Source organism: Epilithonimonas sp. 33E, assembly GCF_059372615.1.
This window is the reverse complement of record NZ_CM182009.1, coordinates 3,193,830-3,218,524: the sequence shown is the minus strand read 5'-3', so window position 1 is coordinate 3,218,524 and position 24,695 is coordinate 3,193,830. Positions and strand designations below refer to the sequence as shown.

Here is a 24,695-nt window from a genome sequence, read left to right as displayed (position 1 = left end):
TTTTATTGAGGTTTAAATGTGTTAATTCTTGATGAATTTAGTTTGAGATTTCTCTCCGTTAGATTCTACAGTTAAGATGTAAACACCTTTTGTCAATTTAGAAACATTTACTTTTCCGTCAGTTGTTCCTTGATTTACCAATTGTCCACCTACAGAATAGATTTCATATGTAGTTTTGGAAGAAACATTAGAGATGTTAATGATGTCCGTTGCAGGATTTGGATAAACACTGATGTTGTTTTTCTTAACATCTGCAACAGCTAATTGTCCAATATTTAAACTATAATCTTCTACTTGTCCATAGCTGGAAGTTCCACAAGGTGTAGAATTTGGTGTTAACGACGAATCATGTAAACGAATTCTCATTCTTGTTTTTCCTGATAAAGCATTGGCAGGAATTGTAATATTACCTGTCCAAGGTGATTTTTTCTTAGCCGTTGTTAATACTAATTCGCCTGCATCTTCAAAATCACCATCCTGATTAAGGTCTATCCATACCAGAACCTGATCGGCATCGTAAGAAGTCCCTGTAAATGTAGCAGAAAAACTATAAGCTTGACCTGCAGTTACATTCCCGGTCACAGATGTGAAATCTTCATAACCTGCTGTGGAAGTAGAGTTATTGGTAATGTTGGCAAATGTCACATTTGAAATTTTCTCAAAGCTGGTGCTTGTTGCTCCGGCAGTACAATATTCTATACCTTTTGTTGTGAAGTCTGTTGTAGCATAGGTTCCAACATTTCCGCTACAGATTGTAGCAACTGTTACATTATAAGGTGTGTTAAGTGTTAATCCCGAAATGGTATAAGTATTTGTGGTAAGATTATTAACTTCTGTCCAATTGGCATCAGCAGTTTTTTTATATCTTAAAATGTAAGTTGCATTGGCAACAGCATCCCAATCTATTTTTGCGCCTGTTTGAGTTATATTATTAGCTGTAAGTCCGGCAGGAGCTGTTCCATCACAATTTACCATTGCAGAAACCGTCATTTTTCCTACTGCGTAAAATACATTGTCAATTGCAGAAACTCTTACGATAATCTGAGAATTTGTTGGGATTCCTGTAAAACTTAAATTTTCAGAACCATCGTTTGGAGTTGATGCTGATAGCACTGCCCATGTTGCTCCGTTATCTTTTGTATAATCAATTTTGACATCAGATACATTGTAAGGAGAAGCATTAGTATTGACAACATCCCAAGTGAATGCAGCCGGAGAATTATTGTAGACTTTTGTGCTTGTAACTTTAAAAGGACCATCATTTCCAACTGTGATTGTTTGAGATCCAATCTGTGTCTGCTGTTGTTTGATATCTGCATTGTTATCTCTTACAAGGACTCTGAAGTTCATGGTTCTTGCCACATTAGAGACAGCTTCCCAATCTGTAGCGCTGGATAGAGTGCCATTCAGAACGTTACTTAATTTAGGGAAAAATCTATATGGCAATGCAGAACCAGTAAGAGATCTGAATTTAGGACCTGCAGTATTGTTTCCGGTAACTGTTGTCACGGCAGATGTGGATCTGTCATACTCTTCCCAGGTGTATGTAATAGGATCATTTTCCGCATCGGTTGCAGAAGCCGTTAACACAAAAGCCGTTCCCTTAGGAATTGTCTTGCTTGGCAATGTTGCAACTACCGGTGGATTGTTTGTAATAGCTGTACTGACGTCACAATTCTGGCCATTAACATAGGTTTGAACTTGCTCTACACTTCTTACATGAAAATATGCATCGGAATGTGGCTGAACATCTGCACTGGTAATCCCCGCATAACCCATAATGGTAGATCCTGAGCCGGGTTCCATATGCGCGGTATTGTAAGGCGAACTCTGGATTGCATGCGAAAATGTATGGTCAGCACCAAACTGATGTCCCATTTCGTGGGCAACATAATCTATATCGAAGTTATCACCTTCCGGGCCACCTGTTCCCGGAGATGTAAAACCGGAACCTTTTGAAGTATCATCACTGGCATTAGAAGGATTTCGACAAACATTACCAATATCACCGGCACTTCCACCACCTCCGGATCTTCCGAAAAGATGTCCGATATCATAAGCGGCATTTCCAATAACGTTTGTTAATGTTTTTTGTACTTCAAGATTCCAGGCACCACCAGCACCAGTTGATGCCGGTGAATAAGGATCTGTGTTAGGATCAGTATAAATTAATTGAGGAAGATCAAGAACATTCATATGAATTGCAAAATCCTTCTCAAAAACACCATTCACTCTTGTCATTGTCGCATTGATGGCAGCAGCAGCCTGACTCACACCTCCAAAATATTGTGTGTATTCTCCTGTTACAGAGATTGCCAGTCTGTAAGTTCTGTATTTTTTATCACTGGCTTTATTGAATTCTGTTACACTGTGAGTAAAATCTGTTGAATTGGCTAATGCATCCAATTGCTTTTTGCTCAGGTAAGATTCCGATGTTTTACATTCAAAAGCTTTTCCTTCACTTGGCTTATTGCTTTTTGGAAAAACGCCATAGACAGATTTATCTTTATTTTGAGGCTCGATGAATTCGTATTGTCCATTTCTGAACATCATCGCCTGTAGATCATAAGGAGATACACTAAATCTGACGTATACCGTTGGATCACCGACTTTAGTACCCGCGTAAGATCCCAACTGGTATTTGTCGGCCATAGATTTCTCAACAACAGGTAAACTATAAACTGCAAATGTTTCGATCTTACCATCAAGAGTTGGAAGATTAATAATGACAGGTTTGCTGTTTTTTCCTGTTTCCTGAGCATTTGCCAGTTGCGATCTTATACCATTAAGATCCAAAGAATAATAATTGGTGACTTTTGTGTCACGAAGTTTTTCTCCTTTCATAGATGTGGGTGACCACTGTGCAAAAGCACCGGTTATCATCGCGCAAGAAAGAAGGGGAGTAAAGATTTTCTTCATACTTTTTTAATTTTTCTCTTCAAATATATGATTTTTTTTGAATATTTAGTAACAAAAAAGCGCCGATTATATCGACGCTTAAGTGTTTTTGAATTATTAATAAATATTTATTTGTTTGCAACCATTCTATATAGAAATAATAAAAGAATAGATCCTCCGATTGCTACCAAAAAACTGGAAAAGTTGAATCCTGTCACATCAACACCAAAAAGCATTGATCCAAGCCAGCCTCCAAGCATAGCTCCCAGAATTCCGATGATAATTGTTACAATCCATCCTCCGGGATCTTTCCCAGGATGGATAGCTTTTGCGATGGCTCCGGCAATAAGTCCGAAAATAATCCAAGTTAAAATACCCATAGTTTAAATTTTTAATGTTAATATTTTGGTTTAGTATATTATCTTTTTCTGAAGAATGAATTTACAAATTCCATACCATTAAAAATCTGAAGATCTTCGATTTTTTCACCTACACCTATATATTTAACAGGAATTTGAAACTGATCCGAGATGCCGATTACGACGCCTCCTTTTGCTGTTCCGTCCAATTTTGTTACGGCTAATGCGGTAACTTCGGTTGCTGCTGTAAACTGTTTGGCCTGTTCAAATGCATTTTGCCCCGTAGAACCGTCAAGAACTAATAAAACCTCGTGAGGTGCGTCCGGAATAACCTTTTGCATCACTCGTTTAATTTTAGAAAGCTCATTCATCAGATTCACTTTGTTATGCAATCTTCCAGCTGTATCAATGATGACAACGTCAGCATCCTGCGCAACCGCAGATTGAACTGTGTCAAATGCAACCGAGGCTGGATCAGAGCCCATACCTTGTTTGACGATTGGAACGCCAACTCTCTCGCTCCAGATGACTAATTGATCCACAGCTGCCGCACGGAAAGTATCCGCTGCTCCCAGAACAACTTTCAGTCCCTGAGATTTGAACTGATGAGCCAGTTTTCCGATGGTTGTTGTTTTTCCAACACCATTAACGCCAACTACCATGATCACATAAGGCTTTTTGCTGGTATCAATATTATCTGTATCAATATGAGGATTTTCTAAAAGAAGTCCGGAAATCTCTTCACGAAGAATATTATCCAATTCTGTAACATTAACATACTTGTCTCTTGCAACGCGATCTTCTATTCTTTTGATGATTTTGATCGTTGTTTCTGCGCCAACATCAGAAGCAATTAGTACTTCTTCCAGATCATCAAGAACTTCATCATCTACTGTGTTTTTTCCGATAACGGCTCTGGATATTTTATCAAAGAAACCTTGACTGGATTTTTCCAAACCTTTATCAAGTGTCTCTTTATCTTCTTTTTTGAATATTTTTTTAAACCAACTCATTGGATGTATAAATGATTAAAGATAAATCGTTAAATGATTTTATCAGAAACAAAGATAAACAAAAAAACTACCCTGAAAGAGTAGTTTTTATATTGTATCGATTGCGGGATTATTTTTTCAAATATCCGTCAACTTCGTCAGCGTTCATTACTTTTTCTTCAAAAACGTAAGCCCCTGATTTATCAGACTTAACCATTTTGATTACTTTCGTCATTTTTTTTGAACCAGCTCCACCCTGAAGTGTTGCTACTACCTTCTTTGCCATTGTAAAATATTTTTATAAATTACTTAATTTCTTTGTGAACTGTATATTTCTTAAGAACCGGATTGAATTTTTTCAGCTCCAATCTTTCTGTAGTGTTCTTTTTATTTTTTGTAGTAATGTATCTTGACATTCCTGCTACTCCGCTTTCTTTGTGCTCAGTACATTCTAGAATTACCTGAACTCTGTTACCTTTTTTAGCCATTACTTAGTAGTGTTTTTAATGAATCCGTTTCTAGCAGCTCTTTCAAGTGCTTCCTCTATACCAATCTTATTGATTACTCTTAATCCGTGAGCAGATACTCTTAGAGTAACATGTTTTTCTTGCTCAGGAAGATAAAACTTCTTCTCTAGTAAATTAATTTCAAAACGTCTTTTCGTTTTGTTATTAGCGTGGGACACATTGTTTCCTACCATTGCACGCTTACCTGTTATTTGGCAAATTCTTGACATATCTCGATGTTCTTTTGACTAATGAATATTTGAGAGTGCAAAATAACGGATTATTTTTCATTCAGGCAAATAATTTTAAAATAATTATTAAAAAAGAAAGCGTGAAATATTGATTGTTAATATTTCACGCTAAGATTATCTAAGTTGTTGAGTGTTAATTCTCAATGAAGAATTTTACATTTTCTATAGGGTTTCCCGGCATTGCAATTTTACCTTTTATAAGAATAGGACATTGTATCAATTCCGGATTATGAGCAATGACTTCCAACGCTTTTTCCTCATTTACAACTTCGTTTTCAGAAAAATATTTTTTAAAAAGGTCTGTCGATTTTTTAAGAATCTTGCTTGGTCTTTTGTTGAGTTTTTTAAATAAGGTTCTCAACTCAAATAAGCTCAAAGGATCTTTATTGATATCAATGATCTGAAATTTGATATCATTCTCGTCCAGATATTCCAAAATAGCTTTGGACTTGGGACATTGATTATTATGAATTACTTTGATCATAAGTTGTTGCGGTGTTAAAAAGTTTGGCGGTTATAATCTCCTATGGCTGTAGAAAATTATCGGCCAAATAATTTAAAACAAACCATTCAACTCTGCATCAATCCTTTCCAAGATATAACCGAAGTCTTCTTGTTTTTCTACAAAATCCAGATTGTCAACATCTATTATAAGAAGTTTTCCTTCCTTGTAATTTTCTATCCAGTTTTGATATTTGTTATTCAGTTTTGACAGGTAGTCAATGCTGATTCCTGCTTCGTATTCGCGTCCTCTTTTGGAAATCTGTCTTACCAAAGTCGGGACATCTGCTCTGAGATAGATTAGCAAATCCGGTGCCGAAACAAAGTCTTTCATCAGCTGGAAAACGGATAAATAATTATTAAAATCACGCTCAGAAAGTAAGCTCATCTCTGCAAGATTCTCTGCAAAAATATGGGCGTCTTCGTAGATCGTTCTGTCCTGAATTACATTTTTTCCACTCTCACGGATCTCTTTTACCTGACGGAATCTGCTTCCTAAGAAGTAGATCTGAAGTGCAAAACTCCATTTTGACATATCGCCATAAAAATCATCCAAATAAGGATTGTGATCTACATCTTCAAACTGTGCTTCCCAACCGTAATGCTTTGACAGCATTGTTGTAAGGGTTGTTTTTCCGGCACCTATATTTCCTGTAACAGCAATATGCATTATTCTAATTATTGATAAATGATGAGTGAAATCGATGATAAAGTTACAATGATTTATCAAAGATCAATTATTAATTATTTAAGGTTGTAAAGATAAAGTTTGTCTTTTATGAGTGCCAAAAATCCGGAGTTATTTTTATCCACAATTTTTGCATTTTGATTTTGGAAAATTTCAGTAATGGTTTTGCCGTCAAATCTTGTGATGCTTTGGTTTCCGAATATTAGAATATCATCATTGTTCCGGCTTAGTTTTCTGGCATTATTAATACCTTCCGAAAATAATAATGTGGCTTTTGTATTATAAACTTCAAAAGCATTTTCACGAAGAATATAAATCTTATTATTATAGACAAGGAAGTCCTTTAACGACTGAAGGTTGATGTTGAATGGAAAAGAATTAATGACAGAATTGCTTCTGAAGTTGTATTGAATAAGTGTTTTGTTACTATCGTCCAATAGCCATGCAAATTGTAAGTCTTCCGCATACACAGCTCTTATGAAACCAAAATTTGAACTTAGATTGATTTTCTGTATCTCGTTCAGATTTTGATCCAGGAATTTAATTTCCTGGGCATTTTCAGAAAACATGACAATGTTGAGAGGATTGGTCACGCTTTGGATTTTGTAAGGAAAAGTCATCATTACTTTCCCGAGTTGAATCCCAACCGAGTCATATTTTGTCAGGCTGAAATCTTTCTTATATAAATAGATATTGCCGTAATCGTCACCCAAAACTTCCTGGATATCTCTCATCTGCAAAGAATCCAGTCCGATTTTTTTTTGAGAAAAAGTGAGAACTGAAGTTAATATTAATATGAGGGATAATAATTTCAATAAGATATTTTATAAGTTAATTATTTTGCACCATTCAGTGTAATGATAAGATCTTTTGTGAAGGCTTTATTCTGGTTATAAGTTGCATCGCAAATAGAAGTAGAAACATTATAGCTTCCTTTGTCAACCAAAATATAATTTTGTCCGTTGGCAGGAACAGTAAGGTTATAGAATTTTTTCCCACTGATTTTGATAACAAGCACACATTTGGATTTGTTGACAAATTGGACAATAGCTTCTTTTTTGTTAGGATCATTGTTGAAAAGACTTGTAAGAACTGCTGCCGTATTTTTTGCCTGTTCAGAGGGTTCACCTTTTGCCGCTGTTGTTCCTATCTTTGAGGTTTTTTCAATTTTATTTTCTGTCATAGGAGTTACGGTCGGTTTTGCAACTTGAGCGTTTCCGCCATATTTAAGAGACAGAATTCTTTGCTTCAGTTCCGGAACAGCGGGGTGATTGGGATTGTCTCGGATAAATTTTTCTATAACCGCTCTGTCTGTAGATCTTTTGGCTTCAAAAACGTTGACTTGTGAAAATATACTTATAGAAACTAAAAAAAATGAAAGTAAAAATATCTTCTTCATTATAAATGGGGATCTGTTTTTAATTGAAACGTAAAAATAAACCAAATCTTGTAATGTTGTGTGAAATTTAAATTAAAAATTAATTCGATTTTTCACATAATCTGATAATATTATAACAATATTCTATTTTTATTAAGATTGTTTCTTATTGATAATTATTTTTATAAAAATCACTATATTTGCACGCTGAAAATCATGAAGGAGGAATCAACAATTAAATAAAAAATAATCAATATTATGTCTTATACACCAGTAGCTGCAGACGTAGCAAAACTAAGAAACACAACAGGTGCAGGAATGATGGACTGCAAAAAAGCTTTAACCGAAGCTGAAGGAGATTTCGAAAAAGCAATTGATATCCTTAGAAAAAAAGGACAAAAAGTTGCTGCTAACAGAGCTGACAGAGAATCTTCTGAAGGTGCTGTTATCGCTAGAGTAAATGAGGACAATACTTTAGGTGCTGTAATCTCTTTGAATTGTGAGACTGACTTTGTTGCTAAGAATGAAGCTTTCGTAGAATTAGCTTATGAATTGGCTGAACAGGCGATCAACTATTCTAACAAAGAAGAGTTTCTTGCTTCTGATTTCCACGGGCAAACTGTTGCTGAGAAATTGATCCAACAAACAGGTGTTATCGGAGAAAAAATCGAGATTGGGGCTTTTGAAAGCATTCAGGGAGCTTTCTTAGGTGCTTATATCCACGCTGGAAACAAGATTGCTGCAATTACTTCTCTTTCTGCTAAGGCTGAAGGTGCTGAAGAGGCTGCAAAAGCTGTTTCTATGCAGGTTGCCGCGATGAACCCAATTGCTCTTGATGAGAATGCGGTTTCTCAGGAAACTATCGATAAAGAATTGGAAATCGAAAGACATAAATTAACTGAAGAAGGTAAGCCTGCAAACATTATCGACAATATCCTGAAAGGTAAAATGCAGAGATTCTACAAAGACAACACTTTGGTACACCAAGATTTTATCAAAGATCCTAGTGTATCAGTTGCTGACTATGTAAAATCTGTAAACGCAGATCTTAAAGTTACAGGATTCGTAAGAGTTGCTCTTTCTTAAGATTTGAAATAATAAAAAGTTAAAATCCTGCTATATTTTATGGCAGGATTTTTTGTTTGGGATTTTCGGAGTAAATTTGTACCCCATTTTGTTATGTTAAATGAGAACATATAGATTTTTATTCTCTCTTATTTCTTTTTTTTGTGTGGCTGTTACAAATTACACAAAAGCACAATATATAAATACCAATATAACTTATACAGCTCAGGATTTAGTTGACAAATTTATTGGTGCTCAAAATGCAAGTTGTATTACTGTTTCCAATGTGTCCGCCACAGGAGAACTTTTTGGAGGTACAGATCTTAGCTATGGTTATTTTGATAAAGGATCAAGTAACTTTGAAATAGATGAAGGTATTATTCTTTCTACGGGACGGGTATCCAAAGCATCCGGGCCGAATAATAATCTTCAAAGCGAATTTGTCTCCGGCTGGGGCGGGGATAATGACCTTATTGATGTTTTACAACAATCCGGTTTGCCGACTGATAATATTCTGAATGCTACATCCTTAGAATTTGATTTTGTTTCACTACAAAGTGATAAAATCAGCTTTGATTACATGTTTTTATCTGAAGAATACCGAAATACAAATTGTCGTTATTCGGATGCTTTTGCATTCTTAATTAAAGAAGCCAATACGACTAATCCTTATCAGAATATTGCATTGGTTCCAGGAACCAGCACTCCCGTAACTTCTTTATCGATTAATGGAGCAACATTATGTGAAAGAAATATTGAATATTTTGGTGGTTTTAATGGTGTAAATACTCCAACTAATTTTAACGGACAAACTAAGGTTTTAAAAGCAATTGCAAATATTCAAAAAGGAGTAAAATATCATATAAAATTAGTGATTGCTGATCATGGAGATTCAAGTGGCCTTTATGATTCCGCTGTTTTCCTGAAATCGGGTAGTTTTACCGGTAATGTAAATATAGGAAATGATCTTACTCTTGATAATGCGGATCCACTTTGTGAAAATATACCTTACAGGATACAACCAACCCCTTCAATTAACGATCCTCTTGCAGAGTATCATTGGTTTAAAGATGGTCTTCCGTTAAGTGTACCTATAACACAATCGTATTATGATGTATTAAATGATGAAGGAAATTTTAGTGTCAGTATTAAGTTGGGAAGTGGCTGTCGATTACAAGGGCAGGTAAAAATAGAAAAAGCGCCGGTTGCAATCATTGACACATCTCCGATAATGATTTGTGATGATGATTTTGATGGAAGATATATAGAAAAATTATCTAAGTTTACGAATCAGATTGTCACCAATTTTAGCGGGAATTTCAAAGTTGAATATTATACACAGGCCGGAATACAAATTAATCCCGATAATAATTTTGAATTTACACAGAATCCTCAGGATATTACGGTAAAAGTTGGTGCATTTAGCTGTACACCGGATGCTTATACTTTAAGATTCTATCACGGTTCTCAACTCCAGATGAACTATCCTCAGCAGCCGGCTCCTGCTACCATTCCGGTCTTTGATGTCTGCGATAATGAACTGAAAGGAAGCAAAACCGTGAATCTGGATGACTATATTGGTCTGATGACGACCGAAACGCTCAATCCAGCCGATGTCAAATTCTATGAAAAGATTTCGGAGCTCAAAGCAGATAAGCCATCAATCAGCAAATCGCAAACCCTAAGCCCGACGCAAGCCGAAAAGACATTTTATATAAGAATCAGTAAGGCAGGCAATTTTTGTGATAATTATTCTTCATTCAAATTAAGATTCAAACAGCCGAAAAAATCAAGTATTCTTAAAGACACAATCATCTGTAAAAGTACAACAACTGATTTGGAAGTAGAACCTGCTTTTGATTATTATGAATGGAGCAATGGAGAACAAGGAACCAGTGTTAATAAAATCAAGAATCAAAAAGCTGGCGATTATTGGGTGAAGTTGACATCCAATGGTTGTACTTACCAACAGTTTGTCAAAATATCAGAACCACAAGATTTAGTTATTAATAATGCTTTGATAGAAGGTAATAAAGTCACTGTTTTCGCAGCAAACGGAATTCCGCCTTATCAGTATAGTCTGGATGGACAGCCTTATCAGACAAGCAATGTTTATGAAAATGTTCCTAGGGGACAACACATAGTTACCGTGCGTGATGCTTGCGGAACTGCAGTTCAGAGCTTTACAATCATTGGTGTGAAAAATGTCATCACACCAAACGATGACGGTGTCAATGATTTTATTGACTACTCCGATCTTTTGACAAAATCCGATCCAAGATTCGAAGTTTATGATCGTTATGGTAATCTGGTTTTCAAAGGTGATGTAAATAACCAGTTCATCTGGAATGGTAAACTCAACAGCAGGGTATTATCGACATCATCATACTGGTATATTCTGGAATGGAATGAAACCGGGAATCCAAAACGAGTTCAGATTACTGGTTGGATTCTGCTGAAGAATAGAAATTAATGTTAACATTACAATAAAATCCTTTTTTCTACATTTGTAATATATTGAAGGCTATTACAATGAAGAAAATTTTATTTTTTGTTTTTATTTTTATTTTTTCCGCAAAAATTTTAGCGCAACTGGATAGAGAACATTGGTTTGCTCCGATGATTGACAGAACAGCAAATCAATATCAATATCAGACACTTTATTTATCAACCAATGAGACAACTCCATTCAATGTTGATGTCTACAATAATAATACAGTCATTGGAACAGTAACTATTAGTAAAAATAACCCGGGTAAGTTTGATGTTGCCCGCAGCTATATAATTGCTAATAGTAATGTTGATTTATTTAAACCGAGCACAAAGGGACTCTATCTAAAAGGTGAAAAACCTTTCTATTCAAGCTTACGTTTTTCTGTATTAAATCATGGTGAGATTTTAACATCAAAAGGAACATCGGGAATAGGAACCAGTTTTCGAGCTGTAATGGCTCCTATTTCAGCCAATAATAGTATTCTGAATTTTATGACAAGTGTTATGGCAACAGAAGATAATACATCTGTTACCATTAATAGCTTTGCCCCCACTCTTGGTTTTTCTGATGGTATTTCCAGAACTCAATTTACTTTTACTCTTAACAAAGGACAATCTTATATTATTGATGGAAGAGGTAATAATACCCAAAACTGGACCGGATTTATAGGAGCAAAAATTGTTTCTGATAAACCAGTTTCAATTACTAACGGAAACTTTAATGGGCAATATGCAACAAATTCTACTCAAAGTTCTGATATCCTGATGGATCAGGGTGTGCCTATAGATAAACTGGGGCAAGAATTTATTCTGATGAAAGGCAACGGTAATCCGAGCAACGGTATGGAAAAAGCGATTATTGTTGCTGATGAAGATAACACTCAGATCTATTTGAACGGATCCGGTACGCCGGCAGCAACCATTAATGCCGGTGGTTATTATGTGACTCCAAATAACGCTTACATCTCTCAAGGTTCCGGACATTATAATATGCACATCAAAACAACTAAAAATGCTTATGTGTATCAACTTCTGGCCGGCGATTCAAACAGTTCTGAACTAGCAACCGGAGGATTCAACTATATTCCACCATTAAGCTGTTATCTTCCTAAAAAAATAGATGAAATTGGCTTTATTCAAGAGAATTATGTCGTAAGTAATGGAAATCCAGGCGGGATATTGGATATCCCCACAAAACTGAATATTATTACAGAGAAAGGTGCTACCATAGAAGTCAAGAGAAATGGAGTTTCATTATCGCTGACTTCCGCCAACGGACCTTTTAATGTAACAGGTTCTAGCAATTGGGTAACTTACTCATATCCAGGTATCACGGGAAATATAGCTGTTTTTTCATCAAGTGCAGTTACAGCAGGAATTTCTGCAGGAGATGATGCTGTAGGATATGGGGGATATTTCGCAGGTTTTTCTTTCATTCCAGCTATTGTAAAAACACAAGGAGACTGTCTTTCCGGTACTGTAGAAGTGAAACTGGAAATCACCGAAGGATTTGACATGTATCAATGGGAAATAAAGGATAACACGGGGGCTTTCGTAAACGCTCCTGTAAAACCTGGAATTAATCCGGCAACATCGTTACCCTATAGTAATAATGAGTTTATATATTATCCTGCTCAGGCAGGTATCTACCGTGCGAGACTTAAACAGGGTTCTTGTGCGAAAGTTGCGACTCAAGAATTCAAGTTTTTCAATTGCACAACCTATACTAATTCCGATTATGAAACTTGTAAATCTGTTACTGTTAAGCCTTCAATGAGTTTAAGTACACAAACTTATAATCCGGCAACATTGAAAATAGATACACCACCTAAAAATGGAACGGCTGTACCACAGGCAGATGGAACAATTCTATACACAGCTAATGCCGGTTTTAGCGGCATCGATACTTTCAAGTATTCTTACTGTGGTGTCAATGCTATTCCGGATTGTGAAGTCGCTCAAGCTACAGTTCAGGTCGATCAAATTGTTGGCAATGATACTGTTTTTGCAAAATGTTCCACTTCTACATCCACTACATTTGATCTTCGTGACGCTAATGTTACAGCGGATACTACAGTCTCTAAAGTTTTTTATAAATCCCAACTCGGCGCACAAAATCAAACAGCTTCAGACAGGATTAATAATTTTGCCAACTATCCGTCTTCCGGAGAAAATGTTTTCGTGAGAATGATAAATGGTAAATCTTGTATTGCCATACAGAAAATTGAACTGAAGGTAAATCTCAATCCTATAGTTCAGGAAAATCTCTATACAAAAGTTCATTGTGATGAGGATGATACCAAAATTGATGGCAATTATATTGTTAATCCAAACAATATTACAACTTCTGTCTTAGCTACTCCGGCATCTTTTACAATCCATTATTATGATTCTTTAGTCAAAGCTCAAGCTGGCGGAACAGATTTTATCCCGGGAGATTATATTTTTACTGAGACATCAAATAAAATCTGGATTAGAGTAGAATCTTCTGCAGGTTGTGCCACTGTAAAAGAAATAACGTTGAAGATAGGAAACAAAATTCCGCTTTTAACAAAAATTCTGAATCAGGATGTCTGTGACAAAAGTTTTGATAATACTGAAAACATTAATCTTGCAGATTATTTAACCAAACTTACATCCCAGTCAGGATTGACCTCTAACTATTATCTGTCTATGCCAGATGCACTCGAAGGTAATAATTCTGTGTCCGCATCTCAGACTGTTATTAGAGGAACTGTTTCAACATTCTATTATGTATTGAAAAATGCATCATTTTGTTCGGATGTTGCTACAGTCAATTTCAATCTAATTGATGGAGGCTTTGCAAGCACCACCATACAACCAACAAAAACCATCTGTGAAAGTGCTACTACGGAAATCAATGCCGGAACGGCTCACAATTCTTTTGATTGGTTCAGTATAAGTGACCCTTCGCAGGTGATTCCATCCACTCAAAAAGTAAATCTTGGTCCTGGAAAATATTATGTAATCCTGACATCGCCAAATGGCTGTGAGTACAAACAAAACTTTGAAATCATCGGCTCTCCAAAAGCCATTCTTGACATCTCAAAACTCAATGCTACATTATGTGATAATCAACTGAAAGGTCAAATTGATGTGAAATTCTCTACTCAGGTGACACCGGTTATTTTGCAAAATCCGCACCCGGATATCAAAATGGAATATTACAGAGACGCAGCTTATACGCAGCTTATCACCGGTGATAATTTTTCTTACGGTGCAGATACTAGAGTTTATGTAAAAGCTGTTTCTGCTTATTGTTCGGAGACCAGAGGTTTTATAGATTTTAAAATAGGAAACAAAATCGTATTGTCTTCTGTAAAAGAAACAATAGAGGTCTGCGATGATGATTTGGATGGGAAGTTCAAAGTCATTAATCTGAATGATTATATTAAACTTTTTACCTCAGATCCTAATGTCTCGGGCAAATTTTACGTGAAGGAATCTGATGCAAAAATTGAATCCGCTAACAATATCACAGAAATTGATGTTAACAGTCAACAGCTTTTACATATAAGATTCTACGATATAACAGGGGCAGCTTGTCCGATCTTGGGAGAGCTAACAATAAAAATCAAAGTTCCGAAAAAATCTGATTTGCCTTTAGATAAAACCATCTGTCCTAATGATAAAACAAATGTTAAAGCCGCTTTGTCCGCGTCAGAATTTCAATCTTATGACTGGTATGATGAAAGTGATCCGTCCACAGTGATCAGAACGGGCTACATTGCAACGGATCTTCCTGTCGGGAAATATTTTGTAATCCTCACCGGAAATTACCCGAATGATTGTCCTTATAAACAAAACTTCGAAATCAAAGCAGCTGAACTACCAGTGATAGACGGAATAGAAATCAATGGCAGCACAGTGAAAATTACCGCAAGTGGTGGTACAAAACCATACAGATATGCAATTGATAATGGAGTTTATCAGGATTCGAATACTTTTACGGATCTGTCTCCGGGCTTACACACCGCTTATGTTATTTCTGCTGATAATTGTGACCCGGTAGAAAAAGAATTTTCAGTTATCAAAATTTATAACCTAATAACACCTAACGGAGATGGAGTCAATGATGTTTTGGACATGTCGCTCCTTAAATATAAAATTGATGTGAAATTCCAGATTTTTGATAGATCGGGCAAAAAACTTTTTGAAGGAGATTCAAATAATAATTATACCTGGGATGGAAAACTAGGAGGTAAAGTATTATCAACTTCCAGCTATTGGTATATTATGGAATGGAAAGATTTTGAAAAATCACCTCCTGTAAAATATACTGGTTGGATCCTTCTGAAGAACAGAAATTCTGATTAAAGTTGATATTTTAACAATTATTTTATAAAAAAGATTTTAATTCTAATTACTTAACAAAAAGCCGATAAAGTTTAATAAAATTTTAACCTTATCGGTTTTTTTTTGTAATGCTATTAGTTCTAATTCTCTATAAATTTGCCCAATTATTATGAGGAAGATTTTTACTATTGCTTTGCTTTTTTGCCTGGCATCCGTTTACGGGCAATTCTTTAACGGTGAGATTTACATCAGAGATAAGTCAAGTCTTTATCTTAATCAGATGTATGTTACCAATCTTAATGCACATAAAAGTGTTCTGGCCAATTATAACGGAGAGTTTAGAATACAGGCAAAAGAAGGAGATATTATAAGGTTTACATCTATTGCAACAGAAAGAAAAGATATCACTGTAACAGAGCAGATGCTCAATCTCAGTAAAAATTTTGTCGAACTCCAGATTGCTTATTACGAGATCCAGGAAGTGATCATAAGTTCCTTCCGACCGACAGGTAATCTGCGAAAGGATGTATCTATGCTTAAGTCTTCCGAGAAAGCTTTTGAGCTTAGAAAAATGATTGGTTTGCCCGAACCGAAAGGTGATGGAACTTCTCCCGAGCTTCCTGTTTTGTCATTCAATCAGGGTCTTAGTTTTAGCATTGACAGTATTTTTGATCTCATTTCCGGAGAAAAGAAAAAGAAAGAGCGCTATTATAAATATGAAAAAATGAGTCAGGGCATAAAAAATCTTCAGGATTATTTTGGAGATGATTATTTCATAAAGCTCAAAGTGCCAAAGGAATTGATTCCTAACTTCTTACAGTTTATTTACAGTTCGGATAACATTTCGATATTTTTGGAGTCGAATAATTATGAAGCGACCAAAGTTTATATAGAAAAGTATCTTCCGATTTATCTCAAAAGACTCCAAAACTCTCATCTGATGCAGATTACAGACAATATCAAAAAAGAATAATGTTTTTTTGTAAAAAATTCAAATATTATTAAATATTTTTTTGAAATTATCTGGAAATGTTTATTTTTATAACGGTTTTTATACGTGTAGAAATTTAAAATAATGGGGAAAAACAAAATTGCCAGATTCGAGGAAAATAAAAAGTTACCTAACGTAATTCAACCCACTCGGGAAGAGGCAATCAATGATTTCAAGCATAAAGGAAAATGGGCTGAGTTTTTTGGAAATGATAATCCAATTGTTTTAGAACTAGGCTGCGGAAAAGGAGAATATTCCGTTGGTTTGGCAAAAGCTTTCCCACAGAAAAATTTTATCGGGATAGATATCAAAGGTGCAAGATTCTGGTTTGGCGCCAAAGAAGCAATTCATTACAGGCTGAAAAATGTTGCTTTTGTAAGGACTCAGATAGAACTGATAGAAAGCCTGTTCGCTGAAAACGAAGTTTCCGAAATCTGGATCACTTTTCCGGATCCTCAGATCAAATACAGAAGAACAAAGCATAGGCTTACCAATCCGGAATTTCTAGACAAATACAAACACATTCTCAAAAAGGATGGAATAATCCATCTCAAAACCGACTCCGAGTTTTTGCACGGCTACACTTTAGGAATATTACAAGGTCTTGGCCACCAGATTCTTACTTCTCATCATGATATCTATGGTGCGGAAGAATATCAGCCTGATACGCCTTTGCTGAAAGCCATCAGAACTTACTATGAAGACTTGTTCTCTTCCAAGGGAAAAACAATTACGTATATCAAATTCAGGCTGAAGGATGAATAAATTATTTTTACTTTTATTAGGTTGTTGTCTTTTAACAAGCTGTGCTACAAATAATGTGATATCGCCAATATTCATCGGAAAGAATTCTAATGTAATACTTGAATCCGATCCGATCAAGGCTAAGTTAACTCTCGAGGAAAAGGCCGTTTCGCTGCTTAATCAGTTATTCAATACCGATGCTTCTAACAAAAGCATGGTTTTGATTATCAGTAACGAGTCAGACTGTGATTTTACTATGGACATCTCTGGAAATAACCATTACATTTTGCCAGTTGGTGCAAAGAAAACAGAAAGTATTGTTGTAGAGCAGGGCGAATATGAGATGAAATCTCAGGTTTGTAATAGTTTTTATAAAGCGAACAAAACACTTTATCAAAATACTGAACTGAGTATAAAACATTCTATTGTGAAGAATTTTGAGAATCCTCAACAATAGTCAAAATAATAAAAGCTTCAAGATTTTTGAAGCTTTTATTGTTTTTTTGTGGAATTACTTAATAATTAATTCATAGATTCTACTCCAGTTTTTGCCGGTTATTAACATATTTTCACCTTTGAAGGCTATGCCATTCAGGACATCATCGTTTCCTGTTGTATTTTGTTTTGCAATATTGGTTAAGTCCAAAATTCCTGTTACTTCTCCATTAACAGGATTGATTTTAAGGATAATTGGTTTCTGCCAGACATTCGCATAGATAGCGCCATTGTGATATTCCAGCTCATTGAGCTGATCATAACCTGTTGTATTGCTCGCAACAGCAATTGTTCTTACAACCTTGGAAGGATTTGCAGGATCCAGGAAGTATATGTTTTTTGTTCCGTCGGATAAGATCAGGTTTGTTCCGTCATAAGTTAGTCCCCAGCCTTCTGCAATTTCAGCAGGATAAGCAAATTCGCTTAATAGCTTTAAAGAACTTTTATCGTAAATAAATCCTTTCTTGTTTTGCCAGGTTAGTTGGTATATTTTATCTCCAACAATCGCGCTTCCTTCAGAAAAAATTTCCTGGGGTTGAGATGTACTTGCAATGGGTGTTGTAGAGCCTAGATTATATTTAAGGATTCTGGATTCACCATGTTGTCCATCGGATTCATAAATTGTATTTCCATCCAGTTGAAAACCCTGGACAAAATTCTTAGGATCATGTGGATATTGATTGACAACTTCGTATGAGATCTCTCGGGGTTTTACTTTGGCAAAAACATTAATGGTTGCATCCTGAGTTAGAACTTCACCACCTTTTGTCTTGATGTTGAATGTCACATCATTTTCACCCAATGAAAAAATGTTTGGGTCTATTGCCAGATTGCTGGTTTCCTTATCATTATAAGTAATGGTAACGGCTTCGGCATAATCCAAAACGTCCTGAGGTAGTTTTAGCTTATCTCCAAAATGATAACCTTTATTTTGCTGATTGATGTTATAATCATTCAGGGTATTAAGGATTTCTTTGTCTTTGTTGCAGCTTGCCAATACCAAAAGAGCAAGAGAAGATGCTAAGAAAATTTTTTTCATTAATGTATGATATTATCTATTCTTATTTAAGGAATAAAATTATTAGTAAATAGGAATGTTCAAAAATACGAAAATATAAAAACTAAAAATTCATAAATATTTCTTAATTTAAGCATAAAAATCTTAGATTTGTAGAGATATGATTACGATAATTGCAGCAATAGGAAATAATAATGCTTTGGGGAAAGATAACCGGCTTATTTGGCATCTTTCAAAAGATCTCAAACGTTTCAAAACTCTTACAGAACATCACCCTGTTGTGATGGGAAGGAAAACCTATGAGAGCATTGGCAAGGCGTTGCCAAACCGTACGAATATTGTTGTCAGCAGAAAAGAAAACTGGTTTGAGGAAAATATCTTAATTGTATCCACATTGAAAGAGGCAGTCAAATTTGCTAAAAAAATTGATGAAGATATTTTTATAATAGGAGGCGGGGATATTTACGGGCAAACCATAGAGCTTGCGGACCGATTGGAAATTACCAGGGTTAACGGAGATTTTGAAGCCGATACTTTTTTTCCACAGATCGACTCGGAAACTTGGCAGAAAACGGATGAAGAATGCCATTCCAAAGACGATAAGAATGATCATGATTTCTGTTTTCAGACTTATAAAAGAATTAATAAAGACTAAATTTTCTATTCAGATTCTTCTGATTTGAATCTGTTTTCTTATAATGGACTATCCAAGCAAAGTTTTATCAAAAGCCGTTGAAGAAATTGCAGGTTTGCCCGGAATCGGGAAAAAATCTGCGCTTCGTCTGGCGTTGCATTTGCTTCGTCAGCCAGCTTCACAAGGGATTTCTTTGGGAACATCAATACAAAACTTGGTCACAGATATCAAATATTGTAAGGAATGCCACAATTTTTCAGATTCTGATATTTGTGATATTTGTAGCGACGAAAAAAGAAACGATGAATTACTTTGCGTTGTAGAAGATGTAAGAGATGTTATGGCGATAGAAAATACGGGAAAATACAAAGGGAAATATCTGGTTTTAGGCGGTAAGATTTCTCCAATAGAAGGGATTGGCCCAAGCCAGCTAAGAATAGGAAGTATAGAAAAAAAACTGAACGAAGGTGTTGTAAAGGAATTGATTTTTGCGCTTAGTGCAACTATGGAAGGCGATACAACAGCTTATTATATTTATAAAAAATTTAAGGGTTCTCAGGTGATGTTTTCAAGTATTGCCAGAGGGATTGCAGTTGGCGATGAGCTGGAGTATGCGGATGAAATCTCTTTGGGAAGATCTATTACCAACAGGATTGCTTATAACGAAGCCGGCTAATGAAAGTAAGTGTCATCATTGTTCATTATCAAGTGAAGGATCTGTTGAGAAACTGTATCCTTTCGATTAAAAAATATTTTCAGGGTTTTGAATATGAGATTATTGTTGTAGATAATAATTCTCCGGATTCTACTTGGAAATCATTGATTTCTGAATTTCCGGAGGTTAATTTCTTGGCACTTGACAAGAATTATGGTTTCTCAAAGGCTAATAACATTGGTGTAAAATCGGCTAAAGGAGAATACGTTTACATACTTAATCCCGATACTGAAATTGAAGGGGATTATTTCCAGGAAATTCTAGACTTTGCTGATAACCAGGAAAAATTTGGCGCTCTCGGTCTTAGAATGCATAACCTGAAAGGTGAGTTCTTGCCGGAAAGTAAAAGGTCGGTTCCTGCTTTGATTAATTCCTTCGAAAAATTATTCACGACTTTCAACAACAATTCAAAAACATATTACAGAAACGATGTTGATGAGTTTGGAATAGCGGAAGTAGAAATCATGACAGGCGCTAATCTTCTGCTGAAAAGATCGGTTTATGAAGAGGTTGGTGGTTTTGACGAAAGATACTTCATGTACGGCGAGGACATAGATCTTTGTTATACTATTTTGAGAAAAGGTTATAAGAATTTCTATTATGGGAAATATTCGCTCCTCCATTACAAAGGCGAAAGTACCGTTAAAGATAAAGTATATCTTGATCGATTTTTTGGGGCAATGAATATTTTCATTGGAAAGTATTACAAACGACAGAAGCCTTTTCAATATCTGTTAATGAAAATCGGACTAAAATTAAAGCATTCTTTAGAAAGCCGTAAAATAAAATAATTAGTATTCTTTCTCAATAGGAAAAGTAGATTCTTCTGCAAATTTTCTTAATTCATTCATTTCTTCTTTCCCTTTCAGTTGTCCAAATCTTGCGGCTGCATATGTCAACGCAATAAAAACTAATACACCAAATGAGCAAGGCAGCGCCCACGGATAATTATTGGATTTGATTTGCTTCTCGACATAATAAAGTGTAAAAAATGTCATCCAGGCTACTGTAAAAAGAAAATAAAGAAACATAAAAAAAGTCCATACAGCAGAACTTGGCCCAAAAATACCTCTGATAACGGTTATGTCATCTTCTTTTTCGATTCTAAGCGCAAGATTCGGTTTCCAATAATTTTCATCTTCAGTTTTTACAAAAATGGTTGCTACTTCCCGGTTGATATTGCCATAGAATCTATCCCGGTTTTCATCAAGATATTTTCTCAGATTCGCTTCATATTCATCAGGAGAAAGATTGGTGTAAAGCTTAAACCTTGGTCTGTTTCTTATGTTGTTTAGTGTCTCGTTCATAGTTTTTTTGAAATTTTGTTTCAATAATTATTCCTCTATGTAAGGAATTGGGTCTTCTAACACAAATTCAACTTTGATCGGGAGATTGTTTCTTTTGACTTCCAGCTTTATTTTTCTGCTGGTATCGGTTTTCAGGATCGAATGGATCTTGCTCATTGTCATTTCTTTAGCAGCTTTATTATCAATCGTAACAATCTGGTCGTTTTTCAATATTCCTGCTTTCTGCGCCGGTGAATCTTTTCTGGTTCCGGAAACGACAAAAATCGGCTTCAAAGAAAATTTATATTGAAATTTATCACTGTTATCCAGGACATTGATTTCATTTCCTGCAGAATTTTTTTTCGCGGTTTCCACTTTCACCTGCTCTTGTTCCCAGATTAGTCCATCCTGTTTTATTTCCAGTCCGCTTCCGTCAATCAGAAAAGGATCGTCCAGGTGTTGGTTAGGTTTGAAGTAAACTTTCTTGCCGGGATAATCGAAAATGACAGAAAACCGCCGAAGGATTTCCGATCCGATAGAGCCTTTTCTGTCCTTAACAATATTAAGATGTTGGATAGAAAACTCATCCGGCATTGCTGCAATTGGTTTATTAAGCTGGAAGTTGCCAATCGACAGGGAATTGATTCTACTTCTTTTTCCAAAAATATCACCACTAAAACCTCTACCAAGGAAATCATCAATATTAGGACGGTTATAGACAAAATCCTTTATAAGAACAGGGAAAAGCCAGACCGAATCTGTATTTCCAAGATCAAGAAGCAATTTTGAACTTTGTTTCTCGTGTTTCATTTCCACATCCGCATACATGTAAGGTTTGTTGAGTTCCACACTCATTGGGAAATCAGAATACTTTTTGATACGTTTCGGAAATTTAGAATTGTCTTTATAGACTGTAATTGTTTTTTTATTATAATTGATTTCAATAGGATGGTTTTTGAAAAAATAATAACCGATAATTCCATTCACAGGAATTCCGATATCTTGAGAAATATTAAAATCTTCATCCAGCACAATGAAAACGGTGTGGGATCTGTCCACAAAATGTTCTCCGATTTTGATATTGTTTTTGATTGATTTCAGAGCTTCAACACTTACTGTTTCACCTAAACCCTTGAAAGTGATTTTCTCAATGTTTTTAAAATCAACCTCTTTGTTTTCAAGGCTGAACAGTAATGTTTCTGATATTCCGGAATCCAGCATAAAATTCAGTTCAACACCATTAACATTCATCGGAATGAAAATTAAGTTATTAATCAACTTGAATTTTATAACAGTCTTTTCGGTATTTTCCAATACAAAGCCTTCTTGAGCACCAATCCAGAAACACCAAAACAAGCAAATAAACAATTTGAATTTCATTGCATCAAATTAATTATAATTTTAAGATACAAGTATAATAATTTTAATTCTTGTTTTGAATAAAATTTATGTATTTCATTATTTGTTTGGTTTTTGATTGATAAAATGGAATGTTATTTGATGTGTTTTCATTCAATTGTTAAAATTGTTATCAATCGTTTAATTAAAATTTATTTTATTGTTATGAAAAATCTATTACATGCATTTGGGAAAGATCACTTGGACGAAGTTGTATTTGCAAATAGAAATAAAGCTTATGGCGCTTATGTTCTTAGAAACGAGTATTCTAATCAATTAACAAAAGCATTACTTGTAGGAGTTGCTTTTTTTGGGTCATTATCAGTGATTCCTTTAATTGTTTCCGCAATATCAAATAATGACTCAGAAATTATACATGCTTGCCCTCCAGTATTTGATTTAACACCGGTTGATATTTATGAGCCGCCTGTAATTCAACAATCTAGAGCTATTCCTCCAAAAGTTAAAACTGTGGAATCTACAAACTATACACCAGTAAGAGTAGTGAAAAATGATAAACCTGTACCTACAGAAGAAGACAAAAAAAATGCTGCTGTTAGTTCCACCACATCTCCAGGAGTAGAAACTACGCTTCCTGTTGCGCCGCCAATTCAAGCAGGGCCTCCGGCAAATGCTTATAAACCGACTATAGCGCCGGTTGCGCCGGCCGAAGATCCTGACAAAATAAGAACTGGATCTGAAGTAGATGTTGCCGCGGATTTCAAAGGTGGAATCAATGCTTTCCGCCAAAAAGTGTCTCAGAACTTTGATACGGAATCAGTGGATCATTCAGGAATGGTTTCCGGTATTATTACTTTTGTAGTGGAAAGAGACGGAAGTATTACAAATATTAAAGTTACGGGACAAAACGCTGATTTTAATAATGAAGCAGAAAGAACCATAAAATCTATAAAAACAAAATGGACGCCAGCTCAATTGAATGGTAAAGCTGTCAGATCTTCTTTCAGAATGCCAATTTCTATGAGAATCGAATAGATTGATTATCAATGCTATATTGATATCAAATTAATCAGAGTTTTATAATTATCCACATTTTTTAGCGAAATGTGGATAATTTTTTTATTTGTCAACTCGTTAATTAACAACGCTTTAACGACTGCGTGTGTTTTTCAAAACATTCTAAGTGGTAAAAAATTGTATTTTTGATGATTAAATTATTGTTTATGGGAAAAATTATAGGCGTTGCAAATCAGAAAGGTGGAGTTGGTAAAACAACAACTGCTGTTAATCTTGCATCAGCTTTGGGTGTTTTGGAAAAAAGAGTCCTTTTGATAGATGCTGATCCACAGGCCAATGCAACTTCAGGTTTGGGTGTGGAAGAAGTTAATTTTTCTACATATAATTTATTGGAACATAGTGCAGAAGCTACAAAATGTATTTTGCCAACGAGTTCTCCCAATGTTGACATTATTCCTTCCCATATAGATTTGGTAGCAGCAGAGATAGAATTGGTTGATCGTGATAATCGCGAGTACATGATGCGCGAAGCATTAAAATCGATTAAAGATCAATATGATTATATCATTATCGATTGTGCGCCGAGTTTGGGTTTGATTACAATTAATGCTTTAACAGCAGCAGATTCTGTGATAATTCCGATCCAGTGCGAATATTTTGCTTTGGAAGGATTAGGTAAATTGTTGAATACAATTAAAAATGTTCAGAAAATCCACAATCAGGATTTGGATATAGAAGGCTTATTATTGACGATGTATGACAGCCGTTTAAGATTATCCAATCAGGTCGTGGAGGAAGTTAATTCTCATTTTCCGGAGATGGTTTTTGAAACCATTATCAGCAGAAATGTGCGTTTAAGCGAAGCACCAAGTTTTGGAGAAAGTATCCTGAAATATGATGCGGAAAGCAAAGGCGCTATTCAATATATTCAGTTAGCGGAAGAAGTACTGCTGAAGAACGAAAAATTAGTTAAAAATTAAAATGATCT

General features: G+C 35.3%; 24 protein-coding genes. 11 read left to right on the top strand and 13 right to left on the bottom strand.

Going from position 1 to position 24,695, the window contains the following annotated elements; genetic code table 11:
- Positions 1–21: 21 nt before the first annotated feature.
- From AC5P2S_RS14685 to AC5P2S_RS14640, 10 genes are all read right to left on the bottom strand, one after another.
- Positions 22–2,919 carry a reprolysin-like metallopeptidase gene (locus tag AC5P2S_RS14685; protein WP_494555408.1) on the bottom strand — a complete coding sequence of 966 codons (2,898 nt, stop codon included), beginning with the start codon at positions 2,917–2,919 and terminating at the stop codon, positions 22–24.
- A gap of 107 nt (positions 2,920–3,026) precedes the next feature.
- On the bottom strand, positions 3,027–3,278 hold the full coding sequence (locus AC5P2S_RS14680) for a GlsB/YeaQ/YmgE family stress response membrane protein (protein WP_494555407.1): 252 nt from the start codon (positions 3,276–3,278) through the stop codon (positions 3,027–3,029).
- Between the two features lie 38 nt (positions 3,279–3,316).
- Positions 3,317–4,270, bottom strand: a complete 954-nt coding sequence (gene ftsY, locus AC5P2S_RS14675) for a signal recognition particle-docking protein FtsY (RefSeq protein ID WP_494555406.1) — start codon at positions 4,268–4,270, stop codon at positions 3,317–3,319.
- 109 nt (positions 4,271–4,379) lie between these two features.
- Positions 4,380–4,535, bottom strand: coding sequence for a DUF4295 domain-containing protein (locus AC5P2S_RS14670; RefSeq protein ID WP_120212587.1), 156 nt, complete (start codon positions 4,533–4,535; stop codon positions 4,380–4,382).
- 19 nt (positions 4,536–4,554) lie between these two features.
- On the bottom strand, positions 4,555–4,737 hold the full coding sequence (gene rpmG, locus AC5P2S_RS14665) for a 50S ribosomal protein L33 (RefSeq protein ID WP_027384735.1): 183 nt from the start codon (positions 4,735–4,737) through the stop codon (positions 4,555–4,557).
- Positions 4,737–4,985 (bottom strand): 50S ribosomal protein L28, encoded by a 249-nt coding sequence (gene rpmB / locus AC5P2S_RS14660; protein WP_120212588.1) that lies wholly within the window; start codon positions 4,983–4,985, stop codon positions 4,737–4,739. The genes rpmG and rpmB overlap by 1 nt, the downstream gene beginning before the upstream one ends.
- Before the next feature lie 154 nt (positions 4,986–5,139).
- Positions 5,140–5,490: an arsenate reductase family protein gene (locus tag AC5P2S_RS14655; protein WP_494555405.1), complete on the bottom strand. Its 351-nt coding sequence runs from the start codon at positions 5,488–5,490 to the stop codon at positions 5,140–5,142.
- 72 nt (positions 5,491–5,562) lie between these two features.
- Positions 5,563–6,177 carry a deoxynucleoside kinase gene (locus AC5P2S_RS14650; RefSeq protein ID WP_283416923.1) on the bottom strand — a complete coding sequence of 205 codons (615 nt, stop codon included), beginning with the start codon at positions 6,175–6,177 and terminating at the stop codon, positions 5,563–5,565.
- Positions 6,178–6,251: 74 nt separating this feature from the next.
- On the bottom strand, positions 6,252–7,010 hold the full coding sequence (locus AC5P2S_RS14645) for a hypothetical protein (RefSeq protein ID WP_494555404.1): 759 nt from the start codon (positions 7,008–7,010) through the stop codon (positions 6,252–6,254).
- 20 nt (positions 7,011–7,030) lie between these two features.
- On the bottom strand, positions 7,031–7,594 hold the full coding sequence (locus AC5P2S_RS14640) for a DUF6759 domain-containing protein (protein WP_494555403.1): 564 nt from the start codon (positions 7,592–7,594) through the stop codon (positions 7,031–7,033).
- Between the two features lie 237 nt (positions 7,595–7,831).
- Here AC5P2S_RS14640 and tsf point away from each other — a divergent pair, with 237 nt between their 5' ends.
- The 6 genes from tsf to AC5P2S_RS14610 all read left to right on the top strand — a co-directional run bounded on the left by tsf (position 7,832) and on the right by AC5P2S_RS14610 (position 17,640).
- Entirely contained in the window at positions 7,832–8,659 is an 828-nt protein-coding gene (tsf, locus tag AC5P2S_RS14635) for a translation elongation factor Ts (protein WP_283416926.1), read from the top strand.
- Positions 8,660–8,759: 100 nt separating this feature from the next.
- On the top strand, positions 8,760–11,111 hold the full coding sequence (locus AC5P2S_RS14630) for a choice-of-anchor L domain-containing protein (protein ID WP_494555402.1): 2,352 nt from the start codon (positions 8,760–8,762) through the stop codon (positions 11,109–11,111).
- A gap of 59 nt (positions 11,112–11,170) precedes the next feature.
- Positions 11,171–15,469 carry an FIDD domain-containing protein gene (locus tag AC5P2S_RS14625; protein ID WP_494555401.1) on the top strand — a complete coding sequence of 1,433 codons (4,299 nt, stop codon included), beginning with the start codon at positions 11,171–11,173 and terminating at the stop codon, positions 15,467–15,469.
- Between the two features lie 148 nt (positions 15,470–15,617).
- The gene (locus AC5P2S_RS14620) at positions 15,618–16,421 is read left to right on the top strand and encodes a hypothetical protein (RefSeq protein ID WP_283416929.1); all 804 of its coding nucleotides are present in this window, start codon (positions 15,618–15,620) and stop codon (positions 16,419–16,421) included.
- 102 nt (positions 16,422–16,523) lie between these two features.
- The gene (trmB, locus tag AC5P2S_RS14615) at positions 16,524–17,204 is read left to right on the top strand and encodes a tRNA (guanosine(46)-N7)-methyltransferase TrmB (protein WP_494555400.1); all 681 of its coding nucleotides are present in this window, start codon (positions 16,524–16,526) and stop codon (positions 17,202–17,204) included.
- Positions 17,197–17,640 (top strand): DUF6759 domain-containing protein, encoded by a 444-nt coding sequence (locus tag AC5P2S_RS14610; RefSeq protein WP_494555399.1) that lies wholly within the window; start codon positions 17,197–17,199, stop codon positions 17,638–17,640. Before trmB ends, AC5P2S_RS14610 begins: the two co-directional genes overlap by 8 nt.
- Before the next feature lie 54 nt (positions 17,641–17,694).
- Here the strand turns inward: AC5P2S_RS14610 and AC5P2S_RS14605 are convergent, their stop codons facing one another.
- Positions 17,695–18,717, bottom strand: coding sequence for a glutaminyl-peptide cyclotransferase (locus AC5P2S_RS14605; RefSeq protein WP_494555398.1), 1,023 nt, complete (start codon positions 18,715–18,717; stop codon positions 17,695–17,697).
- A gap of 139 nt (positions 18,718–18,856) precedes the next feature.
- On the opposite strand from AC5P2S_RS14605, the gene AC5P2S_RS14600 reads away from it, so the two are divergent.
- Genes AC5P2S_RS14600 through AC5P2S_RS14590 form a run of 3 tightly spaced genes read left to right on the top strand, consistent with a single transcriptional unit; the run spans position 18,857 to position 20,836 of the window.
- Positions 18,857–19,351, top strand: coding sequence for a dihydrofolate reductase (locus AC5P2S_RS14600; protein ID WP_494555397.1), 495 nt, complete (start codon positions 18,857–18,859; stop codon positions 19,349–19,351).
- Positions 19,352–19,394: 43 nt separating this feature from the next.
- Entirely contained in the window at positions 19,395–20,006 is a 612-nt protein-coding gene (recR, locus tag AC5P2S_RS14595) for a recombination mediator RecR (protein ID WP_494555396.1), read from the top strand.
- Positions 20,006–20,836, top strand: a complete 831-nt coding sequence (locus AC5P2S_RS14590; protein ID WP_494555395.1) for a glycosyltransferase family 2 protein — start codon at positions 20,006–20,008, stop codon at positions 20,834–20,836. Before recR ends, AC5P2S_RS14590 begins: the two co-directional genes overlap by 1 nt.
- On the opposite strand, the gene AC5P2S_RS14585 is transcribed toward AC5P2S_RS14590, so the two are convergent.
- Entirely contained in the window at positions 20,837–21,352 is a 516-nt protein-coding gene (locus AC5P2S_RS14585) for a hypothetical protein (protein ID WP_494555394.1), read from the bottom strand.
- A 27-nt stretch (positions 21,353–21,379) separates the two neighbouring features.
- Positions 21,380–22,711, bottom strand: a complete 1,332-nt coding sequence (locus AC5P2S_RS14580) for a PDZ domain-containing protein (RefSeq protein ID WP_494555393.1) — start codon at positions 22,709–22,711, stop codon at positions 21,380–21,382.
- A 183-nt stretch (positions 22,712–22,894) separates the two neighbouring features.
- Between AC5P2S_RS14580 and AC5P2S_RS14575 the strand changes: the two genes are divergently transcribed.
- Both AC5P2S_RS14575 and AC5P2S_RS14570 read left to right on the top strand, forming a co-directional pair.
- Complete coding sequence (locus AC5P2S_RS14575; protein WP_494555392.1) at positions 22,895–23,725, top strand: energy transducer TonB; 831 nt, start codon at positions 22,895–22,897, stop codon at positions 23,723–23,725.
- Between the two features lie 188 nt (positions 23,726–23,913).
- Positions 23,914–24,687, top strand: a complete 774-nt coding sequence (locus AC5P2S_RS14570; RefSeq protein ID WP_283416939.1) for a ParA family protein — start codon at positions 23,914–23,916, stop codon at positions 24,685–24,687.
- Positions 24,688–24,695: the final 8 nt, after the last annotated feature.